This is a genomic window from Sphingomonas sp. CFBP 8760 (genome assembly GCF_014841615.1).
GTDB lineage: Bacteria > Pseudomonadota > Alphaproteobacteria > Sphingomonadales > Sphingomonadaceae > Sphingomonas.
Window position 1 is genome coordinate 49743 of sequence record NZ_JACYUG010000011.1, and the last position, 17262, is coordinate 67004.

14 protein-coding genes are annotated in these 17262 nt (G+C 67.8%); 8 read left to right on the forward strand and 6 right to left on the reverse strand.

Annotated elements, in window-relative coordinates; all coding sequences use genetic code 11:
- Positions 1 to 2 precede the first annotated feature (2 nt).
- Positions 3 to 587: an anthranilate synthase component II gene (locus tag IFT82_RS13900; protein WP_192127784.1), complete on the reverse strand. Its 585-nt coding sequence runs from the start codon at positions 585 to 587 to the stop codon at positions 3 to 5.
- Between the two features lie 122 nt (positions 588 to 709).
- On the opposite strand from IFT82_RS13900, the gene IFT82_RS13905 reads away from it, so the two are divergent.
- The gene (locus IFT82_RS13905; RefSeq protein WP_192127786.1) at positions 710 to 1120 is read left to right on the forward strand and encodes a hypothetical protein; all 411 of its coding nucleotides are present in this window, start codon (positions 710 to 712) and stop codon (positions 1118 to 1120) included.
- A 35-nt stretch (positions 1121 to 1155) separates the two neighbouring features.
- Here the strand turns inward: IFT82_RS13905 and IFT82_RS13910 are convergent, their stop codons facing one another.
- Positions 1156 to 2658: a chorismate-binding protein gene (locus tag IFT82_RS13910; RefSeq protein ID WP_192127788.1), complete on the reverse strand. Its 1503-nt coding sequence runs from the start codon at positions 2656 to 2658 to the stop codon at positions 1156 to 1158.
- A complete protein-coding gene (locus tag IFT82_RS13915; RefSeq protein WP_192127790.1) occupies positions 2642 to 4597 on the reverse strand; it encodes a peptidylprolyl isomerase in 1956 nt (651 codons plus the stop codon). The genes IFT82_RS13910 and IFT82_RS13915 overlap by 17 nt, the downstream gene beginning before the upstream one ends.
- A gap of 107 nt (positions 4598 to 4704) precedes the next feature.
- Here IFT82_RS13915 and tpiA point away from each other — a divergent pair, with 107 nt between their 5' ends.
- The 3 genes from tpiA to IFT82_RS13930 all read left to right on the forward strand — a co-directional run bounded on the left by tpiA (position 4705) and on the right by IFT82_RS13930 (position 7330).
- Positions 4705 to 5448 carry a triose-phosphate isomerase gene (tpiA, locus tag IFT82_RS13920; protein WP_192127792.1) on the forward strand — a complete coding sequence of 248 codons (744 nt, stop codon included), beginning with the start codon at positions 4705 to 4707 and terminating at the stop codon, positions 5446 to 5448.
- A gap of 75 nt (positions 5449 to 5523) precedes the next feature.
- Positions 5524 to 6006: a hypothetical protein gene (locus IFT82_RS13925; RefSeq protein WP_192127794.1), complete on the forward strand. Its 483-nt coding sequence runs from the start codon at positions 5524 to 5526 to the stop codon at positions 6004 to 6006.
- Between the two features lie 160 nt (positions 6007 to 6166).
- Positions 6167 to 7330: an acyltransferase family protein gene (locus IFT82_RS13930; protein ID WP_207105788.1), complete on the forward strand. Its 1164-nt coding sequence runs from the start codon at positions 6167 to 6169 to the stop codon at positions 7328 to 7330.
- Here the strand turns inward: IFT82_RS13930 and IFT82_RS13935 are convergent.
- Both IFT82_RS13935 and IFT82_RS13940 read right to left on the reverse strand, forming a co-directional pair.
- Positions 7302 to 8669, reverse strand: coding sequence for a leucyl aminopeptidase family protein (locus IFT82_RS13935; RefSeq protein ID WP_192127797.1), 1368 nt, complete (start codon positions 8667 to 8669; stop codon positions 7302 to 7304). The genes IFT82_RS13930 and IFT82_RS13935 overlap by 29 nt on opposite strands.
- A complete protein-coding gene (locus IFT82_RS13940; protein ID WP_192127799.1) occupies positions 8666 to 10072 on the reverse strand; it encodes a serine hydrolase domain-containing protein in 1407 nt (468 codons plus the stop codon). Before IFT82_RS13940 ends, IFT82_RS13935 begins: the two co-directional genes overlap by 4 nt.
- A gap of 562 nt (positions 10073 to 10634) precedes the next feature.
- Here IFT82_RS13940 and IFT82_RS13945 point away from each other — a divergent pair.
- Genes IFT82_RS13945 through IFT82_RS13955 form a run of 3 tightly spaced genes read left to right on the forward strand, consistent with a single transcriptional unit; the run spans position 10635 to position 13076 of the window.
- Positions 10635 to 11885 carry a lipoprotein-releasing ABC transporter permease subunit gene (locus IFT82_RS13945; protein WP_192127801.1) on the forward strand — a complete coding sequence of 417 codons (1251 nt, stop codon included), beginning with the start codon at positions 10635 to 10637 and terminating at the stop codon, positions 11883 to 11885.
- Positions 11878 to 12606: an ABC transporter ATP-binding protein gene (locus IFT82_RS13950; protein ID WP_192127804.1), complete on the forward strand. Its 729-nt coding sequence runs from the start codon at positions 11878 to 11880 to the stop codon at positions 12604 to 12606. The genes IFT82_RS13945 and IFT82_RS13950 overlap by 8 nt, the downstream gene beginning before the upstream one ends.
- Entirely contained in the window at positions 12603 to 13076 is a 474-nt protein-coding gene (locus IFT82_RS13955; RefSeq protein ID WP_192127805.1) for a glutathione peroxidase, read from the forward strand. The genes IFT82_RS13950 and IFT82_RS13955 overlap by 4 nt, the downstream gene beginning before the upstream one ends.
- A gap of 1 nt (position 13077) precedes the next feature.
- Here IFT82_RS13955 and IFT82_RS13960 read toward each other — a convergent pair whose 3' ends face one another.
- On the reverse strand, positions 13078 to 13662 hold the full coding sequence (locus IFT82_RS13960; protein WP_244646761.1) for an HdeD family acid-resistance protein: 585 nt from the start codon (positions 13660 to 13662) through the stop codon (positions 13078 to 13080).
- Positions 13663 to 13757: 95 nt separating this feature from the next.
- On the opposite strand from IFT82_RS13960, the gene dnaE reads away from it, so the two are divergent.
- A complete protein-coding gene (gene dnaE / locus IFT82_RS13965; protein WP_192127807.1) occupies positions 13758 to 17261 on the forward strand; it encodes a DNA polymerase III subunit alpha in 3504 nt (1167 codons plus the stop codon).
- Position 17262 lies beyond the last annotated feature (1 nt).

Below are 17262 nucleotides of genomic sequence, written 5' to 3' on the forward strand. Positions count from 1 at the left end.
CGTCACGCCATTTCCCTGACCGCCATGCCCGCCGCGCGCATGAAATTGGCGAGCATCGCATGGCCATGTTCGGTGGCGATGCTTTCGGGGTGGAACTGCACGCCATGGATCGGCAACGTCGCATGGCGGAACCCCATCACCGTGCCGTCCTCCGCGCGGGCGTTGACCAGCAGGTCGCCGGGAATGTCGTTGACGATCAGCGAGTGATAGCGGGTGGCGACAAAGGGGGATGGCAGATCGGCGAACAGCCCGCTGCCGTCATGCAGCACGGGCGATGTCTTGCCGTGCATCAGTCCGCCACGCTCCACCGTACCGCCGAAATGCTGCCCGATCGCCTGATGGCCGAGGCATACACCGAGCAACGGTCGCTTCGCCTCGGCACAGGCGGCGACGAGGTCGAGGCTGATGCCGGCTTCGTTCGGGGTGCAGGGGCCGGGTGAAATCAGGAACGCCTCTGCCCCCGACGACAGCGCCTGCCCCGCCGACATCGCATCGTTGCGCACCACCTCCACCTCCGCCCCCAGTTCCTGAAGGTAATGGACGAGGTTCCAGGTGAAGCTGTCGTAATTATCGATTACGAGGATCATCGCCTGCCCATAGCCGCCTGAAACATTCCCGCAACCCGCCCTTGCGGCCCGATGTCGCGAAAGACGATCGGGACGGAGCCGGCGGGACCGCCGGACGTTGTACGTTTGAAGGAGTTCGATCCATGATTCGCCTCACCTTAGCCGTCGCGTTGATGGCCGTTCCGGCGATCGCCGGGGCGCAGACGTCCGCCGGCGCGGCGGGTTCGCCGCCGCAGCGTATCCGCAGCGTGCAACTAACCGCCGGACAGCAATGCCCGAAGGGGGAGGGGGACGAGATCGTCGTCTGTTCGCCCGCCGAGGAACCCTATCGGATTCCCAAGAGCCTGCGTGACAGCGGACCGATTCGGGCGCAGAATCAGAGCTGGGTCAACCGGGTCGCCGATATCGACCAGACCGGGCGTGTCGCGGGCGGTATCCCCAATACCTGTTCGCCGATCGGCAATGGCGGACAGACCGGCTGCTCGGTACTTGCCGCCAAGCGTTGGGCGGCGGAGAAGCGGGCACAACGACAGGCCGAATCATCGATCCCCTGATCCCGGGTCGTCGACAGGAACAGGGGCGCGCGGCCTTACTGTCCGAAGCCGCTTTCCGCCGCCCGCGCTACCGCCTCGCGGGCGGCGGCCAGGATCGCGCCGGCCTTCGCCTCGCATTCCCGCTGTTCATATTCGGGAACGGAATCGGCGACGATGCCCGCACCCGCCTGCACATGGATCGTCCCGTCCTTCACCACGGCGGTGCGTAGGACGATGCACGAATCCAGCGATCCGTCCGGGGAGAAATAGCCGACGCCGCCGGCATAGGCACCGCGCCGTTCCGGCTCCAGTTCGGCGATGATCTGGCAGGCCCGCACCTTCGGCGCCCCGCTCACCGTGCCGGCCGGGAACCCCGCGAACATCGCATCCAGCGCATCGCGGCCCGGTGCCAGCCGTGCCGTGACGTTCGAGACGATGTGCATGACATGGCTGTAGAACTCGACGGTATAGCTGTCCGTCACCCGCACACTGCCCGGCGCGGCCGCGCGGCCGGCATCGTTGCGACCCAGATCGAGCAGCATCAGGTGTTCGGCGCGTTCCTTCGGATCGGCGAGCAGGCTGGCCCGATTGGCCTCGTCCTCGCGTGCCGTCTTGCCGCGCGGGCGGGTGCCGGCGATCGGGCGGACGGTGATCTCGCCGTCCCGCACCCGCACCAGGATTTCGGGGCTCGACCCGATCAGCGCGAAACCCGGCAGGTCGAGATGATAGAGGAAAGGCGACGGATTGATCCGCCGCAGGCTGCGATAGAGCTCGAACGGCGGTAGCGCGAACGGCGCGGTGAAGCGCTGGGCCAGCACCACCTGAAAGATATCGCCCGCCGCGATATAGTCCTTCGCCGCCGCCACCATCGCCGGATAGCGATCGGGCGGCAGGATCGGGGTATAGACCGGTTCGGGCAGGTGGGCGCGCACCGGCGGCGGCAGCGCCGCATCCGCCAGCCGCGCCGCGACCGCATCCAGCCGATCTTCCGCCGCCGTCACGATCGCGTCCGGATCGCGCGAGGGATCGGGCCACGCGGGGGCGACCAGATACAGCACATCCGCCAGCCGGTCGAACGCGAGCAGCACCGTCGGCCGCACGAACATCATGTCGGGCAAACCGAGCGGATCGGCCGCGGGCTGCGCCAGCTTCTCGACCAGCCCGACCGTCTCATAGCCAAAATAGCCGACGAGGAAGGCCAGCGCCCGGGGCAATTCGTCAGGCACGTCGCACCGGCAATCCGCGACCAGCGCGCGCAGGGCATCCAGCGTCGGCGCGGCGCAGGGTTCCCATGCCTCCGCATCCCTCGCCCAATGGCGGTTGATCGCGGCGTCGTTGCCCTGTGCCCGGAAGACGAGGTCGGGGGCGAGCCCGATCCAGCTGTAGCGGCCCCGGATCGCACCACCCTCGACCGATTCGAGCAAGAAATCGCCGCGACCCGGCTCCATCAGCCGCAGCGCGGCGGCGACGGGCGTCTCGGTGTCAGCCACCTGTCGGCGCCAGACCAGCGCCGGCCGCCCTGCCGCCAGGGTGGTGCGGGGATCAGTTATCGGAGCCACCCTGACCAGACAGTTCGTCGCGCACCCGCTTCAGCGCCGCCGCATCGGTCTTGACGCCGATGCCGGCACGTACCGCGCGGGCGAACTGCTCGGCATATTCCGCGCCCATGCCACGCCCCAGCTCGGACTTGGCGGAGGCGAGGATCGCGCGATTGCGGCTGGCATCGCCCGGCGTGTTGCGGTCGAGCCGCACGATGATCCAGCCGGTGCCCTGCGGTGCCTCGGTCAGCTTGGCGGTGCGCGGCGCCATGCTGAACATCATCACCATCGCCGGATCGGGCGGCCCTTCCTGTCGCCCCAGATCGGCCCGGGTGCCACCGATCGCGCGCACCGGGGGCAGGGCCACGCCGGCCTGCGTCAGTGCCTGTGCCATCGGCATGCCGCCGTTCACCTTCGCCAGCACGGCGTTGGCGATCCGGCGCGCGGCCTGACGGCTGCGGTCCGCCCGGAAAGCGGCGGCGACCTCGTCGCGCACCGCGGCCAGCGGGCGCGGCGCGGCCGGCGTCACCTGACCGACCGCGACGATCGCGAAGCCGCCGTCCTGCCCGGTCTGCACCAGCTGCGGGCCGTCGCCATCCTCTGCGGTGAAGGCGGCGGCTGCGAGCGGAACCAGCGCCGGGTCGGCGGCACCGGGGGCGTCGGGATTCGTGCCCTGCGCGGTCAGTGCCGGAGTGGTCTGTGCCTGAAGCCTGGCGTCCTTCACCGCCTCATCGAAGGTCGCGCCGTTACCCAGCGCATCGTCAATCGAATCGTGCAACTGGGACAAGGCCTCGGCGGTCTTGCGCGCGGTGATCGCGGTTGCGAGCTCGCCGCGCACCTGCGCCAGCGTCCGCCCGGCGACCTGTTCGATCCCCTCGACCCGCGCCACGGTGAAGCCCAGCGGGCCGCGCACCGGCCCGACCACGGCACCCTTGCCCGCCGCGAAGACGGCATCGGCGATCGCCGGCGCGGTCTGCGCGGCATAGCCTGCCTTGTCCTGCGCCGACAGCGTCGATGCCTCCAGCCCGCCGGCACGCGCCGCGTCGGCCAGCGAGGTGCCGCCCCGCACCTTGGCCGCCAGCGCTTCGGCCGCGGCGCGGTCGGCGACGATCACCTGCGCGATCGTGCGCTTCTCGGCCGCCTGATACTTCGCGCGATCGGCCTGATAGGCCTGGGCGATCTCCGCCTCGGTCGGTGCGACCCGCGCGCGGACCTGTTCCGGCGTGACCAGCGCGTAACGGATCGTGCGGCGTTCCGGGATGCGATAGCGTTGCAGATTGCGCGCATACCAGGTCGCGATCTCCGCTTCGGTAGGCGCCGGGCCGGCCGGGATCGCCGCGACGGGGATGAAGCCGACCTTGCCCTCACGCTTTTCGAGCAGCAGCGAGGCATAGGGCAACGCCAGTTGCTCGCCGATCTGCGCCGCGCCGATCGTCGGGGCGGTCAGTTGCTGCACCAGCGTGTCGCGCGCGATGTCGCGGCGGATGCCGGCATCGGTCAATTTCCGCTCGGACAGGATGCGGCGGTACAGATTTTCGTCGAACTTGCCGGTCGGCCCCTGCAAGCCGGGAATGCTGGCGATCTGGCCATCGACCAGCCGCTTCGACACGATCATGCCCTGCTGGCGGCCGAATTCGGCCAGCGCATAGCTGGTGATCATCCGGTCGAGCGAGGCATCGAGCTGCCCGGACGCGAGATAGCCCGCCATGTCCGCCTGCGGATTGCGCTGGCGGGCGGCGGCGACCTCGTCACCGGCGCGCTGGCGCAGTTCGGCCACGGTCACCTCCTGCTTGCCGACGGTCGCCACGTCGTTGCCGCCAAGGCCACCGCCGCCACCGAACGTCCCCGCCAGGTTCGATACGTCGCCCGCCGCGAAGGCGAACGCGATCATGCCCAGCACGATGAAGGTCACGACAAGGCCGGCCCGTGAATTGATGATGCGTCGGAAGAAGCTGAGCATGAAGGACCGTTCGCCAGAAATCAGCGGTTGCCTTAGGCTGCGGGCGGGCGGGCTTCAAGCACCGCGCGTAACTCGCTAGGGCGGGGGCTCATCACGGGAGGACGGGAATGCGGCGCAAGCTGGTAGCGGGTAACTGGAAGATGAACGGATCGCTGGCGGCGCTGTCCGAACTGGATGCGATCGGTGCGGCGGCGATGGCGGCACCGGGCGTGGACGTGGCGGTGGCGGTGCCGTTCACCCTGATCCACCCCGCCGCCGTCCGCGCGCCCGGGCTGGCGATCGGGGCGGAAGACGTTCACGAGGCGGATTCGGGGGCGCATACCGGCTGCGTGTCGGCGGCGATGGTGCGTGAGGCGGGGGCGGTCTTCACCATCGCGGGGCACAGCGAGCGCCGCGCCGATCAGGGCGAGAACAGCCACGACGCCTGGGCGAAGGCCGCCGCCGCGCATCGCCACGGCCTGTCGGTGATCCTGTGCTGCGGCGAGACGGAGGCGGAGCGCAATGCCGGCCGCGCCGAACGCGTCGTGCAGGCGCAGATCGAAAAATCGGTGCCCGAGAATGCGACCGCCGACTGGTTCACGCTCGCCTACGAACCGCGCTGGGCGATCGGCACCGGCCGCACCCCGACGCTGGACGAGATCGCGGCGATCCACGCGATCGCCCGCGCCAAGCTGGGCATGATGATCGGCGACGCGGCGGCGGCGGTCCGTATCCTGTATGGCGGGTCGGTCGTCGGCGACAATGCCGGGGCGATCCTCGCCACCGAGAATGTCGATGGCGCGCTGGTCGGCGGTGCCAGCCTGACCGCGGCGAAGTTCGTGCCGATCATCCAGGCGGCGGCACGCCTCTGATCCGGCGGTGCGCGGCGGACCGGATCGTTACGGATACCGCCGCGTTCGCCGTATGATTCTTTCCGGGAGTGAAGAATGAACGTGAACACCAAGATGGCGGCGGCGCTGACCGCCGCCCTGATGATGGCCGCATGTTCCGGGGGGACCGAACCGGGCAACGTCGCGGCCGAAGGCAACGGCGTATCGCTGCGCAATCTGACCGACACCGAGGTCGCTGCCCCCGCCGGCGATCGTAATTTCCGCCTTCAGGGCACGTTGATCCCGACCCCCTCCGATCTGCAATCGCGCCATTTCCTGCTGCGCGAGCGGCGGGCGGTCGGCGGCAACATCATCGCCATCCTGCGCGAGGAACGCGGCGACCGCGTCGCCTATGCCCGGACCGAGGTCGATTGCGCGCGCCGACTGTTCCACGTGCTCGGCGTCGGTCCATCCCGCGCGACGGCGGAGGTGGCCACCGTCTATGACGGTCCGCTGCGTCCGATGGCGGGCCTGCCGCTTCGCGAGGAACTGGGCGCCTTCATCTGCGAGCGCGCCGGAACGCCGCTGGCGACAAAGTGACGGGCGCGGGCTCAACTTTCATAAGACAGCAATATCGGTTGCTGTAAGGGGCGCGGGCGGGGGATCGGCACCCTCCGCCCGTGGCCGTCGTGCCGCGCGATGCATCGAGCGGGGATATGATGGCCGTTGTAATTTTCCGAGTGGCGGACGTCCGCGCGCCGTGCCTGTCGCAAACCCCTTTGTTATCCGGGATATACGCCGCTGTACGACAGGGCGGGCGAGCATGATCGAGGCGCCAGTCCCGGTCCGGCATGATCGTGGCAACAGCCTGGGTTTTCTGCGCCTGCTGTTCGCGTCGCTCGTCATCGTCTCGCATACGACGGAGCTTTTGAGCGGGGACCGGAGCAGCGAGCCCCTGTCCATGATCTTCGGCACGCTCAGCCTCGGCGATCTGGCGGTGAACGGGTTCTTCATCATCAGCGGCTATCTGATTACCAAGAGCTATCTCGGCACGCGATCCGTTCATGATTATCTGATCAAGCGTATCGCGCGAATCCTTCCGGGCTTCGTCGTTGCCTGGCTGATCGTCGCCACGATCGTCGCGCCCCTTGCCGGCGGGCAGGAGGGAATGTCGATCCTTGCCGGGGCCGGATGGTCGTTGCTGCTGCAGGCGCCGTATTCCGCCCACGCCTTTGCCGGCACCTATCATAACAGTCTGAACGCCCCGCTATGGACGATACCATGGGAGTTCGCCTGTTATATCCTGGTCATCGGGCTGGCTTATGCCAAGGCGATATCAAAGCCGGTCGTGCTTGGATGTGCCGCCGCCTTTCTGCTGATCGTGCCTCACCTTCTGTTGCGCCTGCCGCCGTCGATGGCGCTGGGTGACAGCTATGCGTTCATGCTGAACGGCGGGCGGCTGATCGGCATGTTCCTGGCCGGCGCGACATTCATGCTGATCGAGCACGATCGGATCTATTCCCGCAGGAATGCCATCCTGGCGTCGATCATCATGATCGCGACCCTGCCATTCGCGTCGCTGGCCTCGGTCGGGGTGGCGATCGGAGGGACCTATCTGGTATTCATGGTCGGCTTCAGATCGCGCAGCACGATATTGCGTAATATCAACGCGCGAAACGACATCTCTTACGGCGTATATCTATATGCCTGGCCGATCGAGAAACTGCTGGTCATGTATGTCGGCTTCACGTCGATGTTCGTACTTGGCGCCGTGACGCTCGCACTGGCGTTCGTGGCGGGGTACCTGAGCTGGATCATCGTCGAGAAGCCGGCCGTCAACGTGGCCAGGGGCTTTATGAAACGGCAGCATCGCCTCTGGCCCCGCGCGCGGAAGGTCAGCGATAGCGCTGCCGAAGCACGGTGAAGGCGGCGCGCAGGCCATAGGCGTCGCCACCCTTCGGCCGTCCCGGCTTTGACGTCGGGCGCCACGCGAATACATCCAGATGCGCCCAGGGGATGCCGGCCGGGACGAAGCGGCGCAGGAACAGCGCGGCGGTGATCGCCCCGGCGAAGCCGCCATCCGGTGCGTTGACCATGTCCGCGATGTCCGATTTCAGCAGTTCGTCGTAACCATCCCACAACGGCAGCCGCCACAGCGGATCGTGCGTCGTCACACCCGCGGCCAGCAGATCGCGTGCCAGCGCCTCGTCGTCGCTGAACAGCGGCGGCAGATCGGGGCCGAGCGCGACCCGCGCCGCACCGGTCAGCGTGGCGAAATCGAGGATCAGTTCGGGCTTTTCCTCGACGGCGCGGGTCAGGGCGTCGGCCAGGATCAGCCGCCCCTCGGCATCGGTGTTGGTGTTCTCCACCGTCAGCCCCTTGCGGCTGCGCAGCACGTCGCCGGGGCGGAAGGCGTCGCCCGAAATCGCATTCTCCACGGCCGGGATCAACAGGTGGAGCCTGACCGGCAGTTTGGCCGCCATCACCAGTTCCGCCAGCGCCAGCGCGTGCGCCGCGCCGCCCATGTCCTTTTTCATCAGCCGCATTCCTGACGAGGGCTTGATATCCAGTCCGCCGGTATCGAAGCTCACGCCCTTGCCGACCAGCGCGATGCGCGGTGCGGCCTGATCGCCCCAGACTAGCTCGATCAGTCGCGGCGCCCGGTCCCGCGCCGCGGCATGGCCGACCGCGTGGATCATCGGATAGCCCTGTTCCAGTTCGTCGCCACGCCGTACCGTCACCGTGCCGCCATGCCGCTTCGCCAGCGCCGCCGCCGCCGCTTCCAGATCGGCGGGACCGCAGTCGGAGGCAGGGGTGTTGACCAGATCGCGGACCTGCGCCGTCGCCCCTGCCAGCGCGATCGTGTCCGCGATCCCGGCGGCATTGCGGGTCAGCAGGATGCGTGCGCCATCCTCGTCCGCGCGGCGGTACCGGTCGAACCGGTACTGCCCGAGCAGCCAGCCGAGTCCGCCACCCTCATGCCCCCCGACGCGGTAGGTGCCGGCAGGCAAGGCCGCGCTCAATCCCGCCAGCGACCACGGCGTTTCGCCATCGGCCACCGCGACCACGTGCCAGTCGTCGCCTTCACCGGGCAGGACGGCATGATGGCCGTGCTTGCCGCGAAAGCCCTGCGCCGCCACCATGCCCCGCGTTCTGGGGGACTGGCGCGCCAGCCAACCGGCATGGTCGTCAGGCGCGATCATCTCGATCGCATGGGCAGGCTGGCCGCGATCGGGCTGGAGCAGGTCGTCGAAACGGATCATTGGGCGGGGCTCACCAGGAATTGCTCGAAACGGCCATCGCGGCCGGGTTCGGAAAAGGTCGAGATCGACAGGGGGCGTCCACCGGCAACGATCCGGTAGCGGCGCAGCACGTATCCGCCACGCAGCCGTGTTGACCCGACCTGCGCGAAGCTGTCCGGCACGCCGAGCGATCCGAGGCTGCGCGCATAGTCGCCCTGCGCGACGTCGGTGAAATAGTAATTCGCATCGTCGGTCAGCAACGCCCGGTCGAGCCGGCCGCTCCGCAACTGATCGTAAACCGTGCGCGCCCGCGCCAATGCCGCCGCATCCTCCGCCTTGTTCGCGGGGGCGGCAGAAGCGGGCAGGATGATCGCGGCCACCCCGTTCGCGATCCGGTCGGTCGCATCGCCGAACCAGCTGTTGGTCAGCACGACGATCGCCGCCCTGTCATCGGGATAGACGATATTCTCCGACAGGAACCCCACCGCCTCGCCGCTATGCTCGACGATGCGGCGGCCGTCATGCTGCGTGACGGCGACGCCCAGCCCGTAACTCGTCGTACCGCCGCCGGTCAGCGTCGTCGGGGTTTCCTGCGTCGCCCAGTCGTCGGCGGGCAGCAGCGTCCGGTTCAGCCGGGCGATGTCCCACCGCGCCAGATCGGCCGCCGACATCGACAGCTCCCCCGCGGCATAGAGCCAGCCGGGTGCCGCGGGCGTCTCCACGCGCACCGGGCCGAGCGCGAAGCGCTTGTATCCTTGCGGGAACCCCGGCCCGACCGCCTTGTCCTGATCGATCGCCCGGATGCCCAGCGGCGCGAAGATCCGCTTCTGCAGGAAGTCGAGCAGCGGCACCCCCGCCACCTTCTCGACGATCAACCCGGCCACGACATAGCCGGTATTGGAATATTGCCACTGCGTGCCGGGCGCGAAGTCGAGCGGCTTCTTGCCCCAGCGATCGACGATCGCCTGCGGCGTCACCGGTGTCGCCATCGCGTGGAAACTGTAATCCTGCGGCCAGTAATCCTGCAAACCGGACGTATGGTCGAGCAACTGGCGGATCGTGATCCGGTCGCCGCCGGTGACGCCGGGAACATATCGCGCCACCACATCGTCCAGCTTCAGCTTGCCCTCGTCTTCCAGCAACAGGATCGCCGCCGCCGTGAACTGCTTGGAGATCGAGGCGATCTGATAGGGCAGGCGCGGATCGGCGGCGCCGCCCGCCTCCGATTGCCTGCCATAGGCCTTGGCCAGCACGATCCGCCCGTCACGCACGACCGCGATCGATGCCGATGGCGTGCCCGTCTCGGCCAGTGCCTGACCGACCAGCCGGTCGATCGCCGTGGCCTCTGTCGGCGACAGCGTCTGCGCGATGACGGGGGAGGGGAACGCCAGGGCCAGCGCCGACAGCAACAGGGAAAACCGCATTGGGCCGATCCAAGCAGATGCTCCGCATCGGCGCAACGTCCCGGCGCATATCGTATCGTATTCACCGGCGATCCGGTGATTCGGTCACGTATTGTTAACCAAGCGGCGGCATAACCAGCCTGTGCCGGCGGAAGCTCGAAGTCTGGAAGCTCCCGATCCTCCGCCGGTATCGCCCGCTTCGCGGATGGCGAAGAGATGGCGAGGCGGGGATTATGGCGTGGCCGGTGCCGGATAGGATACGATCCGACCGCGAACGGCAAACGCCCGGACCGTTGCCGGCCCGGGCGCCTGCGTGACGATCGCTCGTCAGCCCCCGATCTTTCCCGCTCTCGCTCCGAACCTCTGTTGGGTGGGCGTTAGAGCATCCCCGAACCCAGGCCGTTGCCTTACGTTCCAGTGGGATAATTGCTAGGCGGGCGCCGCCGCTTTGTCACGGGGTTCACAACCGGAAGGACACGATTGCCGGGCGGCTGTGGATTTCCGGCAACATGCTGGTCTCCGGTCGATCGCGCCGGGGCGATGGTTGCGTCCCACGCCAGCCCCGCCTAAGCCCGCCGACGACATGCTCCTATCTCGCTACGAACGGATGATCGCCCGCCGCTATCTGCTGCCGGGCAAGGGCGAGGCGTTCATCTTCCTCGTCGCCTCGATCAGCCTCGTCGCGGTGATGCTCGGCGTCGCCGCGCTCGTCATCGTCATGAGCGTGATGAACGGCTTCCGCGCCGAACTCTTCGACAAGATCGTCGGGCTGAACGGCCATGCCGTCGTGCAGGGCTATGGCGGCCGCCTGCCGGACTGGCGCCAGATCGTGGCTGAGGCACGGGCCACCCCCGGCGTCACCTCGGCGGTGCCGCTGATCGAACAGCCGCTCGCCGCCACCTATAACGGCCGGTCGGAGGCGGTGCTGGTCCGCGGGATGCGCGTCGCCGACATCCGCTCCAACGCCACGCTGGGGGGCAAGGTGGTCGTCGGTTCATTGGGCGGCATCGTGCCGGGCAGCGGCACGATCGCGATCGGCAGCCGTCTGGCCGAGGCACTGGGCGCGCAGGTCGGCAGCGAGGTCGCGCTGTTCAGCCCGCAGGGCCAGTCGACGCCGTTCGGCACCGTGCCGCGCATCGTCAGCTACCGCGTCGGCGCGATCTTCGAGATCGGGATCTACGACTACGACAAGGCGTATGTCGTCATGCCGATCGAGGATGCGCAGACGCTGCTCCTGATGGGCGATGCCGCCGGAATGGTCGAGGTGAAGACAGTGGATGCCGACCGGGTCGGCGAGATTCTGAAACCGCTGGCGGATAAGGTCGGGGGCGGCGCGGTCATCAGCGACTGGCGGTCGATGAACGCGCAATTGTTCGAGGCGCTGGCGGTGGAACGCGTCGCGATGTTCACCGTGCTGTCGATCATCATCCTGGTCGCGGTGTTCAACATCCTGTCCTCGCTCATCATGCTGGTCCGTGCCAAGACGCGCGACATCGCGATCCTGCGCACGATGGGGGCGACGCGCAGCGGGCTGATGAAGATCTTCATGGTCGTCGGCACCACGATCGGGGCGCTGGGCACGATCGCCGGGCTGGGGCTGGGCTTCGTGTTCCTGTTCTACCGGCAGGCGGTGGTGAACTTCGTCCAACTCGTCACCGGGCAGAATCTCTGGGACCCGTCGATCCGCTATCTCACCACGCTGCCCTCGAAGACCGATCCCGTCGAGATTTTCGTGATCGCCGCGATGGCCCTGGTGTTCAGCTTCCTCGCCACGCTCTACCCGGCATGGAAGGCGGCGAGCACGGACCCGGTACAGGTGTTGCGCTATGAATGAACCCGCAGGCATCGCCGAAGACGGCCGGCGCGGCCCTGCCGCGTCCGACGCCGCGCCGGTCCTCCAGACGACGGGGCTGGCCCGCAGCTTCACGCAGGGCGGGGAGACTATCCACGTCCTGCGCGGGGTCGACCTGTCGATCCGCCCCGGTGAGATCGTCGCGCTGCTCGGCCCCTCCGGCTCCGGCAAGTCGACCCTGCTACAGGCGGTCGGCCTGTTGGAGGGCGGGTTCGAAGGCTCGATCCGCATCGCCGGTGAGGAGGCGGCGAAGCTCGACGCGCATGGTCGCACCATCGTGCGTCGCGACCAGCTCGGCTTCGTCTATCAGTTCCACCACCTGCTGCCCGATTTCAACGCGACCGAGAATGTCGTCCTGCCACAACTCGTCCACGGCGCCACCCGCGCCGTCGCCGACGAGCGGGCCGCGTCGCTCCTGACCGTCCTCGGTCTCGGCCATCGGCTGACGCATCGGCCCAGCCAGTTGTCGGGTGGCGAGCAGCAGCGCGTCGCCGTCGCCCGCGCGCTCGCCAACCGGCCCGCGCTGGTGCTGGCGGACGAGCCGACCGGCAATCTTGACGAACATACCGCCGACCGGGTGCTGGGCGAATTCCTGCGGCTGGTGCGAGAGGAGGGGTCGGCGGCGCTGATCGCCACCCATAACGAACGTCTCGCTACCCGCATGGACCGCGTCGTCCGCCTGCACGAGGGGGTGCTGTCATGACCGTCACCGATTTCACGGTCCGCACCGCCGAGGGCGAACGGTCGCTGTCCGATCATGCCGGGCAGGTGCTGTTGATCGTCAACGTCGCATCGAAATGTGGCTTCACCCCGCAATATGCCGGGCTGGAGGCGCTGTACCGGCAATATGGACCACGTGGCTTCACGGTGTTGGGCTTTTCCTGCAACCAGTTCGGTGCGCAGGAACCCGGCGACGCGGCCGAGATCGCGAATTTCTGCACCACTAGCTACGACGTGACCTTCCCGATATTCGCCAAGGTCGAGGTCAACGGGGCGGACGCCGACCCGCTTTACGACCATTTGAAGGCCGGGGCGCCGGGCGTCCTCGGTTCGAAGGCGATCAAGTGGAACTTCACCAAGTTCCTCGTCGACAGTACCGGCCGCCCGGTCCGGCGCTACGCCCCGACCACCAAACCCGAGGAGCTGGCGGCCGAGATCGAGGCGTTGCTGTAGGTCAGGTGGCCGAAAAGGCCGGCGCGCCCTTGCGATGGGCCAGTGCGGAGGCGATCGCCGTCACGCCGCCGAACAGGAAGCTGATGCCCAGGATGTAGCCCGGCAGCGTCAGTGCTGAAAAGGGCAGCGTCGCCAGCACGACGCCCGCCAGCACGATGTTCACCACGCCCAGCACGATCATCATCGCCTTGCCCCGCCGCATCCGCGTGCCGAACGCGATCTCCATCACCCCGCGCACCGCCAGCCACGCGGTCACCATCAGCGTCAGCGAAAAGGCGCCCGACATCGGCTCCAGCGCCATGACGAGTCCGATCAGCAGCGACACGATCCCGAATCCGATCGCGTAGCCGCGCCCGTCATGCCCGCGGCCCCGGATGCCCGCCACGATCGACACGATCCCCGCCGCGGTGAAGAACGCGCCCACCACCAGGGTCGCGGCCAGCGTCGCGGCGAAGGGCCAGGCAAAGGCGGCGATCCCCAGCACCACCGACAGGATGCCATAGCCCAGCATCCATCCCCAGCCGGCGCCGGCCAGCGGCGCGGACATGGCGGGGCGTGCTCCTTCGTCCCGGAAGGTATCGGTCATCGCGGCTGCTCCTGTTGCTGCTGCGCGCCGAACGGCCCGTCGCAAGCGCGGTTCCGGTGCTGGCGAAATCATGCGGTCACGCCTAGGTTGGCCGGATGCATTCAGGGTTCGTGCCGCTTCGTATCTTTTCCTCGTTCACCATGCTCGACGGCGCGATCGAGCCGAAGGCGATCGCCGCCCAGGCCCGCAAACAGGGTTTCCCCGCCGCCGCGCTCACCGATCGCAACGGGCTGTACGCGGCGATGGCCTATTCCGACGCTGCGAAGAAAAGCGGCGTGCAGCCGATCATCGGCACGATGCTGGGCGTCTGCCGCCCCGACATGCCCGATGGCGTCACCGTCCCGCTCGACTGGATCGCGCTCTATGCGCAGGACAAGGCCGGATACGACAATCTCTGCGCGCTGGTGTCGCACGCGCATCTCGGCCGCCCGATCGAACTGGCCGCCCACGTCTCGATGGAGACGCTGGCCCGTCACACCGATGGCCTGATCGCACTGACCGCGGGTGGGGAGGGTGCGCTCGCCCGCCTGTTCGCGGAAGGCCAGCCGGACCGTGCCCGCGCCTATTGCGACCGGTTGCAGGCGATGTTCGGCGACCGGCTCTATATCGAACTCAGCCGTCGCAACGATGCGACCGAACAGGCGGCGGAGGCGGAACTGATCGACCTCGCCTATGATCGCGATCTGCCGCTGGTCGCCACCAACCCCTGCTGCTTCGCCGAGTCGGCGTTCGGCGACGCGCATGACGCGATGCTGTGCATCGCCCATTCGACCTATGTCGAAACCGAGGATCGCCCGCGCAGCTGCCCCGACGCCTGGCTGAAGCCCGCCGAGACGATGAAGGCGCTGTTCGAGGATCTGCCGGAGGCGATCGCGAACACGCTGATCGTCGCGCAACGCTGTGCGGTGATGGCGCCGTATCGCAAGCCGATCCTGCCGACGCTGGCGGGCGATCTGGCGGGCGAGGCGCAGATGCTGCGCGACGATGCCGCCGCCGGGCTGGAAGCGCGGCTGGACCGGATCGCCGAACTGCGCGTGCAGAAGGGCGAGCCGGAGGGTGAACCCGGCTGGCGCGACGTCTATCGCGAACGACTGAAGTTCGAGGTCGACGTGATCGTCCAGATGGGCTTCCCCGGCTATTTCCTGATCGTCGCCGATTTCATCAAATGGGCGAAGGATCACGATATTCCGGTCGGTCCCGGCCGTGGTTCCGGCGCCGGCTCGGTGGTCGCCTGGGCGCTGACCATCACCGATCTCGATCCGTTGAAACTGGGCCTGCTGTTCGAGCGGTTCCTGAACCCCGAACGCGTGTCGATGCCCGATTTCGACATCGACTTCTGCGAAACTCGCCGCGGCGAGGTGATCCGCTACGTGCAGGAGAAATACGGCCGCGATCAGGTCGCGCAGATCATCACCTTCGGAAAGCTGAAGGCGCGCGCCGTGCTGAAGGACACCGGCCGCGTGCTCCAGATGAGCTACGGGCAGGTCGATCGCCTCGCCAAGCTGGTGCCCAACCACCCGACCGATCCCTGGGACCTGAAGCGCGCGCTGAACGGCGTGCCCGAACTGGCCAAGGAATATTCCAACGACAATCAGGTCCGCCGCCTGTGGGATCTTGCCACCAAGCTGGAGGGGTTGCCGCGCCATTCCTCCACCCACGCCGCCGGCGTGGTGATCGGCGACCGGCCGCTGGCGCAACTGGTGCCGCTCTACCGCGATCCCCGCTCGGACATGCCCGTCACCCAGTTCGACATGAAATATGTCGAGGGCGCGGGGCTGGTGAAGTTCGACTTCCTTGGGTTGAAGACGCTGTCGGTCCTGCAGAAGGCGGTGCAACTGCTCGCCAAGCGCGGCATCACCATCGCACTCGACGCGCTCGAATGGGATGATCCGAAGGTCTACGAACTGCTCCAGCGCGGTGACACCGTCGGCGTGTTCCAGCTTGAATCGGAAGGGATGCGCCGCACGCTGTCCGCCGTCCGTCCCAGCAATTTCGGCGACATCATCGCGCTCGTCTCGCTCTACCGCCCCGGCCCGATGGACAACATTCCCTCGTTCGGCCGCCGCAAGCAGGGGACCGAGGAGATCGTCTATCCGCACGCGTTGCTGGAGCCGATCCTGTCCGAAACCTACGGCATCTTCGTCTATCAGGAACAGGTGATGCAGGCCGCCCAGGTGCTGGCCGGCTTCTCGCTGGGCGGCGCCGATCTGCTGCGCCGCGCGATGGGCAAGAAGGTGAAGGCGGAGATGGACGCGCAGCGCGCCGGCTTCGTCGAAGGCTGCCTGTCCGTCAACGGCATCAAGAAAGCCGAGGCGAACGCACTGTTCGATTTGATCGACAAGTTCGCCGGCTACGGCTTCAACAAGTCGCACGCCGCCGCCTATGCCCTGCTCGCCTACCAGACCGCATGGCTGAAGGCGCACCACCCGCACGAATTCTACGCCGCGTCGATGTGCTACGACATGGCGCTGACCGACAAGCTGGCGATCTTCGTCGACGATGCCCGCCGCGCCGGCGTCGCGTTGCTGCCACCCTGCGTGAACGCCAGTCTCGCCGATTTTGATGTTCAGGTGAATGGAGAGGAACTTGGCGTAAGATACGCATTGGGCGCGCTTAAATCGGTGGGCGAAGGCGCGATGGAAAAGCTGGTCGCCGAACGCGCCGCCGGTCGCTTCGCCTCGCTCGACGATATCGCCACCCGTGTCGATCCGCGTCTGCTCAACAAACGCCAGCTCGAAACGCTGGCGGCGGCGGGCGGGTTCGACGGCATCGATCCCAACCGGGCCGGCGTCCATGCCGTCGCCGAAACCATCCTGGCGGTCGCCGCCCGTACCCACAGCCAGAAGATCAGCGGGCAGGGTGGCCTGTTCGGTGATGCGAGCCATGCCGGCGACACGATCAAGCTGCCCGCCTCGGCGCGGTGGACGCTGTCGCAGCGGATGGATCAGGAAAAGGAGGCGTTCGGCTTCTACTTCTCCGCCCATCCGGTCGATCGTCACGCCCATCTGGCCCGCAACCACGGTGCGCTCAATTTCGGCAGCCTGACCGAGCTGACCATTCCCGACGACGGCACCCGCGCCGGCGCGACGATGGCGGTGCTGGTCGAGGATGCGCGCTGGCGCACCTCCGCACGCGGCAAGCGCTACATGATGGCGCAGCTGTCCGATCCGTCCGGGCAGTTCACGGCCACCTGTTTCGACGATGCCGTCGCCGCCGATCTGGAGGAAGCGGCGCGCGTCGGCGGCTGCGGCCTCATCACCGTCGAACTGGATCGACGGCCGGGCGAGGAGGCGCCGCGCATCTCGGTCAAGCGCATCCAGCCGTTCGAGACGCTCGCCACTACCGCGCGGTTCGTGCTGGAGGTGACGGTGGCCGATCCCGCCGCCTTCGCGCCGCTTGCCGCCCTGCTTGCCGACCATCGTGGCGCGCGGGGCGAGGTGCGCGCAACACTGACGACGCCGGACGGGGAGGCGACGATCCTGCTCGGTCGCGACTTCCTGCTCGACGCGGAGCTTGCAGGCCATGTCGAGACGTTGCACGGTATCGCCGCGGCCACGCTGAAGACCTCGGACATAACGAGGCTCGCGCTGGTCGGCTGAT